Annotated in this window: 10 protein-coding genes; 7 read left to right on the top strand and 3 right to left on the bottom strand. The window is 54.9% G+C overall.

All coding sequences use genetic code 11. From position 1 onward, the window contains the following. The first annotated feature begins 26 nt into the window (after nt 1-26). The 6 genes from KF752_17495 to KF752_17470 all read left to right on the top strand — a co-directional run bounded on the left by KF752_17495 (nt 27) and on the right by KF752_17470 (nt 11,684). Nucleotides 27-3,263, top strand: a complete 3,237-nt coding sequence (locus KF752_17495; GenBank protein ID MBX3423355.1) for a DUF2309 domain-containing protein — start codon at nt 27-29, stop codon at nt 3,261-3,263. Next, nucleotides 3,260-4,747 (top strand): oxidoreductase, encoded by a 1,488-nt coding sequence (locus KF752_17490; protein MBX3423354.1) that lies wholly within the window; start codon nt 3,260-3,262, stop codon nt 4,745-4,747. The genes KF752_17495 and KF752_17490 overlap by 4 nt, the downstream gene beginning before the upstream one ends. Then, on the top strand, nt 4,740-6,203 hold the full coding sequence (locus KF752_17485) for an oxidoreductase (GenBank protein MBX3423353.1): 1,464 nt from the start codon (nt 4,740-4,742) through the stop codon (nt 6,201-6,203). Before KF752_17490 ends, KF752_17485 begins: the two co-directional genes overlap by 8 nt. Continuing rightward, on the top strand, nt 6,187-8,214 hold the full coding sequence (locus tag KF752_17480) for a SulP family inorganic anion transporter (GenBank protein ID MBX3423352.1): 2,028 nt from the start codon (nt 6,187-6,189) through the stop codon (nt 8,212-8,214). Before KF752_17485 ends, KF752_17480 begins: the two co-directional genes overlap by 17 nt. 565 nt (nt 8,215-8,779) lie before the next feature. Then, the gene (locus KF752_17475; protein MBX3423351.1) at nt 8,780-9,943 is read left to right on the top strand and encodes a type III PLP-dependent enzyme; all 1,164 of its coding nucleotides are present in this window, start codon (nt 8,780-8,782) and stop codon (nt 9,941-9,943) included. A gap of 244 nt (nt 9,944-10,187) precedes the next feature. Next, nucleotides 10,188-11,684 carry a sodium:solute symporter family protein gene (locus KF752_17470; GenBank protein MBX3423350.1) on the top strand — a complete coding sequence of 499 codons (1,497 nt, stop codon included), beginning with the start codon at nt 10,188-10,190 and terminating at the stop codon, nt 11,682-11,684. A 318-nt stretch (nt 11,685-12,002) separates the two neighbouring features. Here KF752_17470 and KF752_17465 read toward each other — a convergent pair whose 3' ends face one another. Both KF752_17465 and KF752_17460 read right to left on the bottom strand, forming a co-directional pair. After that, a complete protein-coding gene (locus tag KF752_17465; GenBank protein ID MBX3423349.1) occupies nt 12,003-13,193 on the bottom strand; it encodes an acetyl-CoA C-acyltransferase in 1,191 nt (396 codons plus the stop codon). Further along, nucleotides 13,190-14,035 carry a glycosyltransferase family 2 protein gene (locus KF752_17460; GenBank protein MBX3423348.1) on the bottom strand — a complete coding sequence of 282 codons (846 nt, stop codon included), beginning with the start codon at nt 14,033-14,035 and terminating at the stop codon, nt 13,190-13,192. The genes KF752_17465 and KF752_17460 overlap by 4 nt, the downstream gene beginning before the upstream one ends. Nucleotides 14,036-14,456: 421 nt before the next feature. On the opposite strand from KF752_17460, the gene KF752_17455 reads away from it, so the two are divergent. Next, nucleotides 14,457-16,286: a hypothetical protein gene (locus tag KF752_17455; GenBank protein ID MBX3423347.1), complete on the top strand. Its 1,830-nt coding sequence runs from the start codon at nt 14,457-14,459 to the stop codon at nt 16,284-16,286. Here KF752_17455 and KF752_17450 read toward each other — a convergent pair. After that, the gene (locus KF752_17450) at nt 16,267-16,779 is read right to left on the bottom strand and encodes a DUF1854 domain-containing protein (protein MBX3423346.1); all 513 of its coding nucleotides are present in this window, start codon (nt 16,777-16,779) and stop codon (nt 16,267-16,269) included. The genes KF752_17455 and KF752_17450 overlap by 20 nt on opposite strands. Nucleotides 16,780-16,900 lie beyond the last annotated feature (121 nt).

Genomic DNA, 16,900 nt, shown 5'->3' with positions numbered 1-16,900 from the left:
ACCAGAGTTTCAGAGGATGCTGCGCTATGACTGCGCTCCAGGTCGGTTGTCTGTCGCTGACAGACATACAGCGGTCTATACATCACGCCGCGCATCTACTGCCTGCTCAAGGGCCGATTACGGTTTTCGTACATCACAACACCTTGCATGCCTTAGAAGATCAACCCTTTGCACAAGCCGTTCGAGAAGGCGCTCGGATTTTTGGCTGTCGACCCTATTTGACTCAAAGACGATTTCAAGAGGCGATTGCCAGTGGTCGCATTCGACAAGAGGATATTCACGCGTCGCTGTTAGATTGCTTGGGTGATCAAGCAGAGATTTTCGTTGGACTGCTAGGGACTCGCTTCCAACTACGGCATGCCATATTGCAGCACACCGTTCACGAGGTGGTTCCTAGCCAGTTGGATTGGGTTATCGCCCAACAGCAAGCGCTGGAACGATTTTCAGCGGATGTCAGCGCGCACCAACGACAGCGACTGATCGCCAGCACGCGACGCTGGTACAACCGCACGTTTGCAAACAACGGTGATCAGCCGCCCCATGGTGATCAAGCTCAAGCGTTCCGCAAATTGTGTTTGAACGTGTTTAACCGCCAACAGTTGGAGCGCTTTGAATCGTGGGACGAATCTGCCTGGGAGACGTTGACGGTGCGCTTGCTGTGGCAGATTTGCTTGAGCCAAGTTGCCAAACATCCTCCAGTCAAAGCTATCGAGAACTCCCTACGACACCGCGATCTTTTGTTGGAATACACGGGTGTAGATTGTGACGAGCTGGTTCATGAATTCTTGATTCGTTTCTGCGTAGCAGTGCTCGATCAAGGTTTGAGCCGCTGGCAAATACCCGCTCGCAATTCGGGAGTCATGGCGGCTTTTGTCAGCTTGTACGCGCGACGTTTGTTTCCAAAGCGACTGTGGTTGCGCGGATTGGCCGAACAGGCGCAGCGATTCCGCGATGGACACCTTTCCCCGCTCGAGTCGATTCGCGAAAGCTTGCTGGAATTTGGTGTCACCCAGGAAAGTCAAGAGTCGTACATTCGCCAGTCGGCATTAGCCTTGCGTGGTTTTGCGGGCATGATTTGGCAAGTTGAAAAACGGCGCGACCGCATCGCCCACCCGTTGCCAGAAGGGGCTTTGGTCGAGTTCCTGGCGATTCGGCTGGTCTTGGACCGCCTGGCTGCTCAGTACGTTGCGCGCACCGAATTGCAATACCAAGGTCCACTGCGCGACCTGCCAACGATCTTGCAGGCACCTGAACCAACCGATCCAATGCAAATCACTCGTTGCGAAGCATACCGCGTATTTCAGTTGGCACAGGCTCTGGGATGGCCACCGGAAGTATTAGCCAATCTCAGCGAACCGAACTGGGCCAAACTGTTAGACGAGATTCGTTTATTTGACGAGCCGGAGCGGCTACACGTTTACCAATGCGCCTACGAGAGGTGTTTTCGAAATCACTGTCTGGACGCCATTTCAACCAATTGGCATCAGCAGCGCGAGCAGCGAGGCAAGCTATTGCCTGGCGAACAGCCAAAACTGCCCGTTGTAGGTGAGGCACACTCAGCAGCGTCGAGCGTGGACCTGTCGGTCAGCGACGGCGCGGCTGCCGAATTTGACATTATCACCTGCATTGACGAACGCGAAGAATCGTTCCGTCGGCATGTGGAGGAGGTTGCTCCTCAGTGTCGAACTTGGGGGGCCGCAGGCTTTTTCGGTGTAGCCATGTACTACCGGGCGGCTGATTCCTTTCAATATGTGCCGCTGTGTCCAATCGTGGTCGAGCCGCAGCATTACGTCCAAGAGGTTGTTACCTACGATCAAAAACAGCTTGATCAGAGACGTTCGACAATGCGCCGCTGGGTTGGTGCGGCCCTGCATCGGTTACACGCCGGTAGCCGCATGCTGTTGTCCGGTGCGCTTACGTCGCTATTGGGCACGTTGACCGCTGTACCTCTGGTGATCCGTGTACTGTTTCCCAGACGTGCAGGTTGGTTTCGACATCACATGGACCAGTTCTACTCAGTTCCGGCACAAACCTATTTGCAACTGGAGAGTACGACGCCATCAAGCACTGATGTGCATCCAGCGGATGCTGCTGAACAGCCGCTGAGCGATACTACCGCTTGTACAACGCTCCGTAGTTTCACACTGGATGAAATGGCGACAATCGTTCAGCGACTGCTGCGTGATATCGGTTATACCAGCGGCTGGTCGCGACTCGTGGTCATCGTTGGTCATGGATCAACAACTATGAATAATCCGCACGAGTCAGCTTACGACTGCGGGGCATGTGGTGGTGGTCGTGGTGGCCCTAACGCTCGAGCGATCGCGCAAATGGCTAACGATCCTCGTGTCCGCCAGCGCCTGGCTGCTCAAGGGTTGGTCTTACCTGAGACAACATTCTTATTGGGAGCTTTTCACAACACTTGCAACGATAGCGTTACGTTCGCCGATCTGTCAAAAGTTCCTGCGACACATACGCGTGATGTTTCACACGTCAGGCAAGTGCTGGCCAAAGCCTGCATGAGAAACGCACGTGAACGTTGCCGCCGATTCGAATCTGCCGTGTTGCATTGGAATTCGCTGGCGGCACAGCGACATGTCATGGATCGTTCGGAAGATCTATCCGAGGCGCGGCCTGAATGCGGTCACGCAACCAACGCGCTGGTCGTCGTTGGCAGACGCGAACATACGCGCGGGTTGTTTATGGATCGTCGGGCTTTCATGCACTCCTATGATCCTAATCAAGATGATGCGCAGTATTCGACATTGGCGCGCATTTTAGGGGCGGTAGTGCCCGTGTGTGCTGGCATCAACTTGGAATACTATTTTTCGCATGTCGATTCGGATGGCTACGGCTGTGGTACGAAATTGCCGCACAACATTGCCTCGTTGGTGGGCGTTATGAACGGCGCTGCCAGTGACTTGCGGCCTGGGCTACCTTGGCAAATGGTGGAAATTCACGAGCCGATTCGACTGTTGTTTGTGGTTGAGTCAACACCGCAGGCACTCAGGCATATCATGGCCAATAATCCTGGCATTGGTCGATTGGTGTTTGGCCAGTGGATTCACATGGCGACATTGGATGGTTCAACTGGCCAGATACAACTGTTCCGCAACGGAGATTTTGAGCCCTACACGCCGGAGTCGACTCAACTGACTCGAGCGCCCAGCTCGGCCGCCTGGTACTCAGGCAGCCGCGATCATTTGGACTTTGCACGCATCGACGGCAGCTTCAATGAAGACAATGCGGAAACGACACGATGATGTTTGAAGCAATCAAATGGTTGGCCAGTCTGGTATTGTTGTCACCCGTGGTGTTGGTGGTGCTGTTGAGTCTGATTGCGCTCAGAAGTTCAAAGATTCGCGAGAAGTTGATCAGTCGCCTAACGTTTGTCATGGTCTCTAGCGGATTGATCTCGGCATTGGCCATGGCGGTGCTCATGCTGTTTAGTGGACGATTCGAATTGGTGTTGGACGCAGGGGACTGGATCGTTCTGCACCACGAGTCGTTTCATTTTCATTTGGCTTTCGTATTCGACGGGCTGTCGATACCGTTCCTGATTCTGACATTGTTGTTATGCAGTGTTGTGGGGGCGTTCACGACGCGCTATTTGCATCGCGAGCCCGGCTATCAACGATTCTTCATTCTGTATGCGTTGTTTACGTTGGGCATGGTGACAAGTTGTGTCGCGGGTACAGTTGAGGTGCTCTTTTTTGGATGGGAATTGGTGGGCCTGTCGTCGGCGCTATTAGTGGGCTTCTTCCATGAACGATCGGCACCGGTGATCAATGGACTGAGAGTGTGGAGCATCTATCGCCTGGCCGATGCCGCCTTCTTGTTAGCGGCCGTGGCCCTGCATCACATGACCGGAAATGGCGAATGGGATCGCATGACGGGAGTTGGTACTTGGCCTGCAGCCCAGACAATTTTGAGCAGCCAGCAGGCGCTGGGAGTAGGTCTGTTGCTGTTAGTAGCTGCTGCTGGCAAGTCGGCATTGGTGCCGTTTTCTGGCTGGCTGCCACGAGCCATGGAAGGGCCCACCGCGTCCAGCGCCATTTTTTACGGTGCGCTGTCGGTGCATTTGGGAGCGTACCTGTTGTTACGAGTCAGCCCGCTTGTAACAGCGGCGCCGGCCCTGGGCTATATCCTCATCGCAGTGGGATTGACTACCGCACTGTACGCTAGTTTGGTCGAGCGAGTGCAAGGAGACATCAAGAGCGCACTGGCTTTTGCATCGCTGGCACAAGTTGGTTTGATCGTGTGCGAAATAGGCATGGGGTGGTACGTGTTTGCGCTGATACATCTGTGCGGTCACGCCATGTTGCGCACCGTACAACTACTGCGCGCACCTAGTTTGCTGCGCGACTATTTCAAACTGGAGACAGCTCTGGGACATCGTATTGCTCACAGTCAGACTCCTCGATTTCTGACGCGCATTCCGTGGTTAACAAGCTGGTTCTATCGCTTTGCCCTGGAACGCGGGCCATTCGACACTCTTCTCGGCGATTACTTAGCAGCTCCCCTCTTGAATGTATTTCGAACTTTCAGCCGTTGGGAGTCCGCTTGGATTGCCTGGTGTGGCAGTCGGTCGGGAGGTTCGGAGCGAAGTCTTGTCGGCTATGGGGCCAGCAGACCTTCAACTGCGGAGCGGCAGTTCATGGTCGATCAGCCGAGGGCCGGGGATGGAGATTTGTTGTGTCATCCGGCTACCAGCCTCGATATACAGGAGCGGTCACCTCATGCCTGAACTGCATGCTCCCTGGTTGGAATTGGCGGTCGCGCTGCCATTGTTGGCCGCAATGCTCATTCAGCGAATCTCAGCAGTCCGACTGCGTTGGCTGATCAGTTCTGTGGTGGCTGGTTTGGTGTTGTTAGTTGCCATCGTGGACTGGCTGGATTTCGCCAGTTTGCGGACTTTCGAAGCGCACGATCCTCACAGCTTGACCCAATCGTTGTTTGGCCGAGAGTTGGTTATCGTCGACGAACTCAATGCGCCATTGTTGACGCTGTCGGCGGCACTGTACTTTGCCATAATCTTGTTAACGCCGATTCCTAAGCGTGAGCGATTTCCATTTGGATTGACGCTCGTCTCGCTGACATTGACCGAAGCGCTGCTAAGTAGCCGTGCGCCGCTGGCGGTGATCGGCCTGTTGGCGGCTCAGAATCTCTTGCCGCTGATTGAACTGCGCCAGCGTCAGCAGGCTTGGAAATTCTTTGCGATCCATCAAGCGCTTTCGCTAGGACTGATGATCGGAGGTTGGCTGTGCATCGATACAAATCAACTTGCGACGACCAGCTCGGTAACAGGTGTGGTATTGATGGCGATTGGCCTTTTGATTCGTTGTGGATGCATTCCCACGCACTGTTGGATGATCGATTTGTTCGATCGAGCCAGCCTAGGAACGGCGCTGCTGTTCGTCACGCCGATGGCTGGCGCCTATGCGCTCATGCGGCTGGTGCTACCAATTGCTCCAGTCACCGTTCTGCAAGGAATTTCGTTTGCTTCGCTGATAACGGCGATCTATGCCTCGGGAATGGTGTTGGTCCAGACTAGCACTCGACGGTTCTACTGCTATTTGCTACTCAGCAATTCATCGCTGCTGCTGGTTGGACTGGAATCTCTGACGCCAACCGGATTGACGGGATCGCTGAGCATGTGGCTGGCCATTGGCATCGCGCTGATATCGTTGGGAATTGTCATTCGGGCGCTGGAAGGCCGAATTGGACGGGTCGACATACTGCGGTTCCATGGGTTGTACAGTCAAATGCCGCTGATGGCAGTGCTTTTTCTGCTCGCCCTGTTGGCCAGTATTGGCTTTCCGGGGACAGTCGGCTTCGTCGGACTGGAGTTGTTGGTCGAAAGCGCGCTGGAGTCATCTTCGTTTTACGCGGTCGTAGTCGTCGTGACTACGGCGCTCAACGGCATCGGTGCCTTGCGCGTCTACTTCCGACTTTTCACTGGAACCAATGCGCCGGCAACGGTCTCACTACAACCACTACCGCTGGAGCGACTGGTGATCTATGCATTCGCGGGTTTGATCGTAGTGGGGGGGATCTTTCCCCAGCCCGGAGTCACAACGCGTTATCACGCAGCCGGCGAATTGATGAAGCGCCGTGGCACCTTTTTTGACTTAGATTCACCCGCCACAGCACTACCTGTGGTGCCCAAAATACACGAGGAAAAATATGAACACAGTCCCTGAAAGATCAACCTTGACAGTCCCAGTAGAAGTAGCGAAACCCGTGGGAGACCGCGCGGGCTTTAGACGTTTTTTTCGCCAGGACTTCCTATCCGGCTTTTTGGTTTTCCTGATTGCGCTGCCACTGTGTTTAGGGATCTCGTTGGCCAGTGGCTTTCCACCATTGGCCGGCATCTTCACCGCCATCATCGGCTCGGTTGTTGCCACGTTGTTCAGCAATTCGGAAATGACTATCAAAGGCCCGGCCGCAGGGTTGATCGTGGTCGTCCTGGGATGTATCGAAACATTTGGTGGCGATGGAATGATTGGTGGATGGAGCGCTGCAGATCAAACGGCTTACCAGGCTACCCTGGCAGTGTGCGTCGCGGCAGCGGTTCTCCAGGTTGCATTCGGAGTATTTCGCGCGGGAATCGTCGGTGAGTTCTTTCCGGTCGCAGCCGTGCATGGGATGTTGGCCGCCATTGGCGTAATCATTATGTGCAAACAGATACCAGTTGCTTTGGGAGTGAGTGCTAAGGGCGAACCGCTGGAATTATTGCGTCAGATTCCGGACTTCGTTCTGGACGCCAATCCCGCTATTGCATTGATTGGCATCTTGAGTATCGCGATCATGTTTCTCTGGCCACTGGTGGGTCGCAAGTTTGGAGTTGCTCGAATTATTCCATCTCCGGTAATCGTTTTGCTAGTAGCTGTCCCACTCGGGTTGGGGCTCGATCTGCTGCACCAACACGATTACACGCTGCAGAACCATAAGTATCAACTGGGCGAACAGTACCTGGTGGCAATGCCCGAGCAGATGTTTGGCATGTTCCGTGAACTGCAATTCCCCGACTTTTCGGCCGTCGTCAAGCCTCAAGCCTGGCCTTGGATCCTCATGTTTTTCTTGATCGGCACGCTGGAGAGTATCTTGAGTGCCAAAGCGGTCGAACTGTTGGACCCTTGGAAGCGCAAGTCGAACCTGGACAAGGATGTCGTGGCCGTGGGCCTGGGCAATTTCCTGGCAGGTATGGTCGGTGGACTGCCTATGATTTCGGAGATCGTTCGCAGCAAAGCCAACATTGACAACGGTGCGCAAACTCGATTCGCCAATTTTTGGCATGGTATGTTCTTACTGGTCTGCGTGGCCATGATTCCGATGGTGCTGCACCTGATTCCGCTGGCCGCACTGGCTGGAATGCTGGTGTACACCGGATTTAGGCTAGCGCATCCCAGGGAGTTTCTGAATGTTTACCGAATCGGTCGCGAGCAGTTGTTGGTCTTCCTAGTTACGCTGGTAGCGGTTCTAGCTACCGACCTATTGATTGGTGTGGCGATTGGTATCGTCCTGAAGTTATTGATCCACATTTGGCGCGGCGTACCGCTAAGTTCGATTTTCAAACCGCCGCTGGCCGTACGCGACCTGGATGCCGAAACGATCAGCATTACCGTCGGCGATTCGGCCATTTTTAGCAACTGGATACCGCTGAAACGCCAAATTGAGAGCTTGGGGCTGCTGGAAGCCAAAAGTGTCATTCTCGATATGTCGCAGACTAAGCTGGTGGACCACAACGTCTTGGAGCGGCTGGAACATCTGCGACACGACTTCAACGAACAGCAATTGGAGCTCAAGGTCGTTGGTCTGGAGGGACACTTGGCTACCACGGACCATCACCTGGCGACGCGGCAGCGAGGTCTGGCCAGCATACGTCGGTTGACCATCGTGGTTGATCCCGGCATCGAGGAGGAGCTAGAGGTCCATCTGGTCGCTTTGGGGGCCACCGGCTACACCGCCATGCGTTGCCACGGCGCGGGGAAGCACGATCTGAACCAGTCCAGCAGCCCTGCGGTGCCGCGCGTGCGCATCGAAGTGATCGCTCCTAACCAGGTGACTGAAGCCATGTTGGACTACCTGGTGCGCGACATCATGCCTGAGCACTACATCACCGCCTGCGTCGAAACGGTCGATGTTCTCCGATTGGATTCATTTACGAGGTCCGAAAAGTACGATAAATTGCACAGCGCGGGACTGGGCTGACTAATCAGCCGGAGAATTGGAAAATTTTTCCGAATTAGTCTTCCCCCACAGCGTAGATTTTGTATTCTTTCACCACATTCACGATCTGGGCTGGCCAGCGGCTTGCGTTAGGCGGCCTCTGGCGGAGTCAGCAGTAGATTGGCGAGTGTGGTCACGCATGATGCGAGGCTGTGAGAACTTCGGAGCCTATTCCCCTAATAGGGGATTTTCTCCGGAGGTATGGAGGAAACAATTAGGAACTAGATTGTAGGCATTTGGAAAATGCCAAAGGTGAGTGGCTAAGAAGAGTCATTTGCCTGTTAGTGGAACTACCTTCAGGTTTTCAATGGTTGGGCTGGCCGACTCTAAGTCGGTGAGTTCTTCCGGACGACCTACCGGTGTGTGTCAGACTGACAAACATGCTGAATCCGCTGCCCACAGCCCGGGAAGGCTAGGCACCCCAAAGGTCAACGCGGTTAGCTGCATGAATGCGGCGAGATAACTGCTAGGAAAAGTCGGCCGACGGTCTTCGGACCAAGTTGGTTGTCGTTTTTTCATTGGCCACTCTGTGCTTTGGGGTAACTGCATGATTGCCGACCAAATATTACAATCTCCGTCTGTACGTACGGCTCAGCCGGTGCTGTCATTTGACCACGCTCGCGAGCTAGCGGCCATTCATGGTTCGCCGCTGCTGGTGGTTTCCAAGTCCAAGCTCATTGAAACCTACTGGACAATGAAGCAGGCGCTGCCGGGCGTGGATTTGTACTACGCCGCCAAGGCAAATCCGGAATACCATGTGCTGTCTACGCTGTGCTCGGAAAATGGCTTCGTCGACGTCTGCTCGGCAGGTGAGATGCGACAGGCCTTGGAAGCTGGATTTACTCCAGACCGAATGCTGCATACTCATCCGTGCAAGACCGAGTGCAACCTCCGCGAATGCTACGCTGCCGGGATTCGTTGGTTCGTATTCGACAATTCGCTGGAAGCCGCCAAAATCGCAACGTTGACGCCCGACGTGAATCTGCTGCTGCGACTGGCCGTATCGGCATCCAGCAGCCGCATCAACCTGTCGGCCAAATTCGGCTGTGCCATCGAAAATGCGGTGCGTTTGCTGCTCGACGCGCGCTCGCTGGGACTGAACGTACGCGGCTTTTCCTTCCATGTTGGCAGCCAATGCTTAGAACCCGAGGACTACAACTCGGTGTTGCGTCAAGTTCGCCAGTTGTGGGATCAGGCTATCGACCTGGGATTTCCCCTGGAAGTGCTGGATATTGGCGGCGGTTTTCCAGCTCCCTATCGCAGCGGGGCTCCGTCGCTGTCCGCGTTTTGCGAGGTGGTATCGCAAGGGCTACGCGAACATTTCGGCGACGTTCCCGCGCGATGGATCGCTGAACCGGGCAGAGGCTTGGTCGCAGAGTGCACCACACTTATTACCCGAGTGCTCGGCAAAGATGTGCGTTGGGATATGCCTTGGTACATTGTCGATGATGGACTGTACGGATCGTTCTCGGGCAAGGTTTTTGACCATGCCGACTTTCCGCTGATGTTTGAGGGCCAGAATCGAGACCTGTCGCCCTGCGTCGTGGCTGGGCCAACCTGTGATTCCAGCGATATCGTCACCCGCGATCAATTGTTGCCGGACCTGGAAGTCGGCGAACTGCTGCTGGTGCCGACGATGGGTGCCTATGCGGCAGCTAGCGCTTGCCCCTTCAATGGCTTGCCGGTGGCTCGCTGCGTGGCCATAGACTAAAGCCCCACGCCAGTTTGTAGCTACACTCACCAGAGCGTGGATGTACCCCAGCAATTCCCAAATCCAAACATCGGTCGCCTTGAAGCGAACCGATGTTTTCGTTTTGGTGCCACCCCGGCCAAGCCATACTAGGTGTCCAAGAACTGGCCAGAATTGAGAGTCGTTTATTAGCCCAGTCGTTGTGAGTCATTGAGCCGTTGATCGGCCACCGTCACTTTCGCTGTTTGCAACGGAATACGCAAATATGCTGGCTATCTGCATTGTTCTGTATCTGCTGTTTACCATCAGCCTGGGGTTGGTGGCTGCGGGACGAGTTCACGGGGCCAGAGATTTCATGGTGGCCGGTCGTTCGCTGCCATTGATGATGGGCTTTACCTGCGTGTTCGCCACCTGGTTTGGAGCCGAGACGGTGCTGTCAGTGTCGGCGACTTTTGCCAACCAGGGCTTGCAAGCCATCCCAGGTGACCCGTTCGGGTTCTCGATGTGTCTGTTGCTGGTGGCGGTGTTCTTCGCCAAGTACTTCTATCGCATGGACCTGTTGACCATCGGCGACTTCTACCACAAGCGGTTCGGTAAATCGGTAGAGCTGTTTACGTCAATCGCCATCACCTTGTCGTACTTGGGATGGACGGCCGCTCAGCTGACCGCCCTGGGCATCGTGTTATCGGTACTGGGCCAAGGGGTCGGTCAGGAATGGATGACCATCAACAACTGCATCGTTTTGGGTGCGGTGGTAGTCATGATCTACACCGTACTGGGCGGCATGTGGTCCGTGGCTCTAACCGATCTGATCCAGACATTCGTTATTATCGTTGGGCTAATCGTAGTAGCGGTGTTGCTGGCCGGTCAGGCAGGAGGCGTCAATCATGTTGTGCACGTCGCCAGGGAGCAAGGCAGGCTGCAACTGTTTCCCAGCGGAGGTTGGCAGCCTTGGTTGGTTTTCGTCACCGGATTCATTACCGCCGCGCTGGGGTCCATTCCCCAGCAAGACGTGTTCCAGCGAGTGACCAGTGCTAAAGATGAACGCACTGCAGTGCGAGCTACCTTCTTGGGCGGGGCCTTCTATTTCGTTTTCGCCTTTGTGCCGATGTTCATTGCCTTTAGTGCCGTTGTCATAGACGCCAACTACGCCCAGTTGTTCGCCAGCGAAGACGAACGCGCTGTGCAGCGCATCCTGCCGCAATTGATCCTTGACCGAACACCTTTTTGGGCGCAGGTTCTGTTCTTGGGAGCACTTCTGTCGGCCATCATGTCCACAGCTAGCGGAACGTTGTTGGCTCCGTCCAGCCTATTCACCGAGAACGTTCTACGGCCATTAATTCCCAGCATCAACGAAAAAAATATGCTGTGGATTCTGCGAACGACATTAATACTGTTTGCCATCGGCGCAACCTATCAAGCGTACACCAGCAATCAGACAATGTATGAAATGGTGCAGGCCGCCTACAGCGTTACCTTGGTCGGCGCGTTCGTGCCTTTGGTCGCAGGGATCTACTGGCGCCGCGCCACAACTCAGGGTGCGCTGTGCTCAATCGCTGCAGGCATTGCTACTTGGGGTCTGTTGCTGCTTCTGAACCGTGGGGCAGCAGAATTGGCTGACACCGAAGCGGCTTCTGCGGTGGCAATGATTCCGCCGCAGTTGGCCGGACTGGTCGCCAGCCTCCTTGGCATGATCGCTGCTAGCTTGGCACCTCAATGGATTCGTGATACCAGTCAGGCAATCGCCATTCGCGACGCCTAAATCATTCGTACCCAGTCACGCAATTCATAGGGTGCAGCAAGTGGGAGTGGTATAAATCGGTGACAACATCCCAAGCATGTCAACAGCGACAATGTTGTTTCGAACGCACAGAGTTCGATCCCGGGCTGGCCCACCACCAACGTGTTCAGATTCTAGCGTGAATGGCCACAAATCTGTGAGCCTCTATGAATCTGTGGGATCTGGCAGCGGATCTTGCAACCGACATTTCCATTAAAGGTCAGAGGGACTGGCTGCCTAGGTCGGCAGAAGCAAATGCCATCTGGCTTGGCCAGAAGTCACTTGTGCTTCCCGTTACATTCAGGCGGACACCTCGATCATCAGCGCGACTGCTTCACCGCCGCCTAGACATAGCGATGCTACGCCAAGTGATTTTTGGTGGCGGACCAGGGCGTGCATGAGTGTTACCAATACGCGCGCACCGCTACAGCCGATCGGATGCCCCAGAGCAATCGCTCCGCCGTGTACGTTCAATTTGTCAGGGGAAATGTCCAACAACTTCATGCAGGCTAGTGTCTGAGAGGCAAAGGCCTCGTTGATCTCAAACAAGTCGATATCCCCCAGGTTGCGCGCGGTTGTCCGCAACAGTCGCTGGATAGCTCCCACCGGGGCTGTGAACAATTCAGATGGTGCGGCCGCGTGAACAGCAGCGCCCACGATCCGAAAAGCCAACGAGGGCTTGATCTGTTCTAATTGTTGCTGATCGACAACAACCACGGCGGCAGCACCGTCACTCAGGCTGGAGGCGTTGCCGGCAGTAACTGAACCGTCGCTTTGAAAAGCCGGTTTGAGTTTGGCCAAGCGATCCGCTGAGCTATCGGCGCGCGGGCTGCCGTCGACGGCCACGGATTCGCCGCGCAACCCTGGAACCGCCACAATCTCATCGGCAAATGCGCCCGACTGGCCGGCGGCTACAGCACGCAGGTGACTCTGAAGTGACCATTCATCCTGTTCACGGCGCGAGATGCCATGCTGTTGAGCCACCTGCTCGGCATAACAGCCCATCGGCACATGATTTGAGGCGCAGGTTAATCCATCCAGCTCAACGGCGTCCAGCAGTGAACCCGCTCCGTACTTCCAACCCGCGCGCCCACCCCGCAGCAGATGCGGAGCTTGACTCATGCTTTCCATTCCGCCGGCCACGACCACACTAGCGGCACCCGATCGGATGGCGCGATCAGCCAGCATGACTGCATACAGACCCGACCCGCAAACTTTGTTTACAGTCGCACAGCCGGTCGAGTTCGGGATTCCGCCTAGCAGGGCAGCCTGTCGGGCTGGCGCCTGGCCCGCGCCAGCCGAGACGACTTGACCTACTATGACTTCGTCGATCCGGTCAGGATTCCAGGTTGCACTACCTCGCGCAGCGGCCTTTGCCACAGCGGCTTCGATGGCAAAGCCCGCTAAGCGCGGTGCGGAGTGATGTGCCAGTTCCCCAAGATATTTTCCAATCGGCGTCCGAGCGCCGGACACAATCCAGGCCGTGTTCATAAGGTGTTCTTCAGTCGATGACGTATCACGCGAGCCAGCAATCTAAAATGTTGCAGCGAAGCCCACATGGTACCCATCTTCCGCCCAACGGCAACTGGCAAATACTGGACTGCAGGATACTCGCCTATGCGAGCACCGGCGTTGTCCAAGTGCCACAAAAGCTCCGTCAGCCCTACAAATCCAGGCATCGATAAGGCCAGTTGTCGGACCCAGCTGGTTGAGTAAACTGCCACACAGCTGGTGTAGCTGCTCAGTTTATTGCGCATCGATCTGCGATATACCCAAGAAGTGACTCGGGACAAAGTGGTTCGCCAGTCGACGAAATTCTGTCGGTGACCTTCCGACAGTGAGGGCGAGGCTGTCACCACTTCGTAGCCTTCTCGATCCGCCTTCTCCAGCAAGTCGATCAGCAGCAGGGGATGATACGTGCAAGCGCTGTCGATGACCGCAATCCATTTGCTGTCGCAGTGCTTAAATCCGGTCTGAATTGCAGCGATCAAACCGCGACTGGTTTCGTGCCGCACGATCTTCGCATGCGGCCACTGTCCAAACGCCGCACACAAATCATCGTAGGTTGCATCGCGACTGCCATCATCGACAAATACGAATCGCCATGCACACGGATCGCAACGCTTTGAGCCTTCCGATTCCAGCTCCAACAACCTGCTCTTCAGTCGGTCGACTCCAGCAGATTCGTTGTGACACGGGACAACCACTGTCACGCTATCGATCAGTAGTGAGCTAGCCGCAGCATCGCCAGACAGCCGCTCCACAGAATTTTCAAGCGAACAAAGCGTCGCGTCAGGCGAAATGGTTGCAGTGGCAGGCATTATAGAATGCATGGTGACTCACTCAGACCGCGTGATACATCTCCATCAGAACGTCTGACAGTGCGGACTCGCCCATAACCGTTGCGACCAATTCACACCTCAGACTATCAGCCCAGCATCCTACCCAATGGCTAGTCCCGGTCAAGCTTGCGCACTATACCTTCGCGGTTTTCGCCAGAAGCTCTTGCCGATACCACCCAAACAACCGGATCAGCCGGGTGATTGGGTGAATATCAAGAAACTGGATAGCCTTGCCAGTGTGAACAACTTTTCCAATTCAAGGGCAGGGATGTTGCCCTTGAAAGCGATAACTATAATCGTGCCACCACTTTGGCTGTACGGTGCACTGCGCTGATCAGCCGCCGTGCGCTAGCACACGGCTTCCCGACATACCGTTCTTAATTCGCTCGAACTGCAATCACGCACAGCTCTGATGCAACTCGTATACACACACATCTACTTGGGCTGCAATCGCTGGTCGAAACGACCGGTACTTGAAGCGATCGTACAGTTTGACGAGCGGCAAGATCGAACGGCAGCCGAGCTGTCCTCATTAATTCACTGTTTACACACGCAATCCGGAGTTGATGCGCGCTGCTTTGAACCTCAGAACAATTCCGTAGACGGCCAGTATCTGTTGGCATTTGAATATGAGGAGGCAGCGTTATTAATCGAATGTATTGAAACCGCGATCAGGCTGTGTATCGAGACACCGCGCGACCAAGCGATTGACAGTAGTCCGCAATGGCGCCGACTAGTCGATATGGCGGATGATGTGCGTCTGGGACCAAGTTCGCAAGCAATCCTGCAGGCAGCAAGCGAACGAGATATCCCCTATTTTCGAATGAACCAAGGCAGTTTAGTGCAATTCGGCGAAGGGGTTTTGCAGCGCCGAACTTGGACGGCGGAGACGGACGCCACATCGGCGATCGCCGAGTCAATCGCCAGTGACAAACAGTTGACGCGATCAATTTTGGCTGCAGTCGGAGTCAATGTTCCCCAGGGCAGAATGGTTGTCAGTCGCGAAGACGCGTGGCAGGCGGCAACAGAGTTCGGATTACCAGTGGCTGTCAAGCCTCGCAATGCCAATCACGCGGTCGGGGTGACATTGGATTTAACTGATCAGACTGCTGTGATGGCAGCCTATGATTGGGCTTGCCAAGCCGGGCATACAACCGAAGTATTGGTCGAACAGTTTATTCAAGGAGATCATCACAGGCTGTTGGTCATCGGTGGCAAAATGATCGCGGCTGCGCGTGGCCAGCGAGAGTACGTTTACGGTGACGGAATACAGACGGTTCGGCAGTTAGTCCAACAGCTCAACAGCGATCCACGGCGCGGAGAGAACTACACAGATCAACTTCAAGTCGTCAAACTGGACGATGCGGCCGCCATCGTTTTGCAAACACAGGGATTGGATTTCGATTCTGTACCCGAAAAAGATCGCCGCGTTTTGATCTTTCACGTGGGCGATCTGATTGAGGATTGTACAGACAAAGTACATCCAACTACGCGAGACATGGCTGTGCTGGCCGCGCAGGCTGTGGGATTGGATATTGCCGGCATGGATGTGGTGGCGCGCGATATTTCGCGCTGTTTAGCCGAACAGCGCGGTGGTATCGTCGAGGTCAACGCCGGTCCTAGTCTGACCCCTCACGTTAAGCCACTGATCGGGTCACCGCGCCCAGTGGGCCAAGCGGTTATGGAATTGCTGTATCCGCAGAATCGTCCCAGTCGAATTGCGCATGTCTTGTGCGTGGCCGAGCAGGATTCGACGTGGGGTACCGAGCTGAGCCAAGAACTCCAGAGGCTCGGCTATAACACCGGCATTGCCTGGCAGCGCGGAAAATCAGACAAGGTTTGGCCACTGACACGACCGCTGGAGCAGTATCACTCGCTACTGATGCACCCCCAGGTTAACGCTGTAGTCATTCAGAGTTCGGTCGGCTCGATTGCCGGCAGCGGATTGAGTTGTGCCCATGTCGAATTGGCAATCGTGCCACAATCCCTGTGTTCGAGAGACAGAGCAAGTGCCGATGCACTGGCAACCCTACGAAATCTGTTAAACCACCAGGGGCTGTTAGTGGTTGTGCCTGACACTAGCAATTGTTCAGACAACGGATGGGGACTCCCCGCCGATCGCGTAGTGGTCTGTGAAGACTTTCCGTGGATAGCAAGTCAACTAGATAAGCTGCTCACGCGAGCCCAAGCCAAGGCGACGGCTGGAGTGGCGCTGCAGGATGCTACACATACCACTCGATGATCCGCTGCGAATATGTGTCTAATTGATTCCGGTCTGGTATGTAATAACGAATGCCAAAGGAATCCACTACCAGTACGCCGTGTGGTCCAAGTCGTCGAACGTCTTTTTCGTCTTTCAGTATAAAACTAGCCAAACCTCGGTCGGTTTCGACTTTCCATTGACAGGGTTCTGAATTGCCTGACACCCACAGGACGCGCTTCACGATCGGCACAAATTCGCGCTGCTCGAGTTCAGCCCGTAACAGCGATTGATTCGGGATCGAGAGCTGTGTTAGATCTTCGATACAAGCGATCTCGCGCCCCTGTTGGTCTACCAGTGATATCCACTGATCTGGACGCGAAAGTGGAAACAATCGCACTGGCCGTACGTTTTCAAAGCGATTCCCTTGGGCGTCTTGAATTACAAGCTGTCCAAGTTGATCCGCTTGCATCGACAAGCGCGCAGCTGCCTCTGAACTAAGAACGGTGGTGGTACCCTTTGGCGACGGAGTCATGCTTGCACCTCACAGTTTAGTAACATTTCAGTGATCAGATGTGGGCTGTGCGGAATCGACAAATATTGGCATTTTGCGCGCAAGTTAGTAATGAAGCAGTGTGAACTTTAACGGGCCTACC

It is taken from the genome of Pirellulaceae bacterium, assembly GCA_019636385.1.
GTDB lineage: Bacteria > Planctomycetota > Planctomycetia > Pirellulales > Pirellulaceae > Aureliella.
The sequence above is the reverse complement of the archived record's forward strand: the minus strand, read 5'-3'. Positions and strand labels throughout refer to the sequence as shown.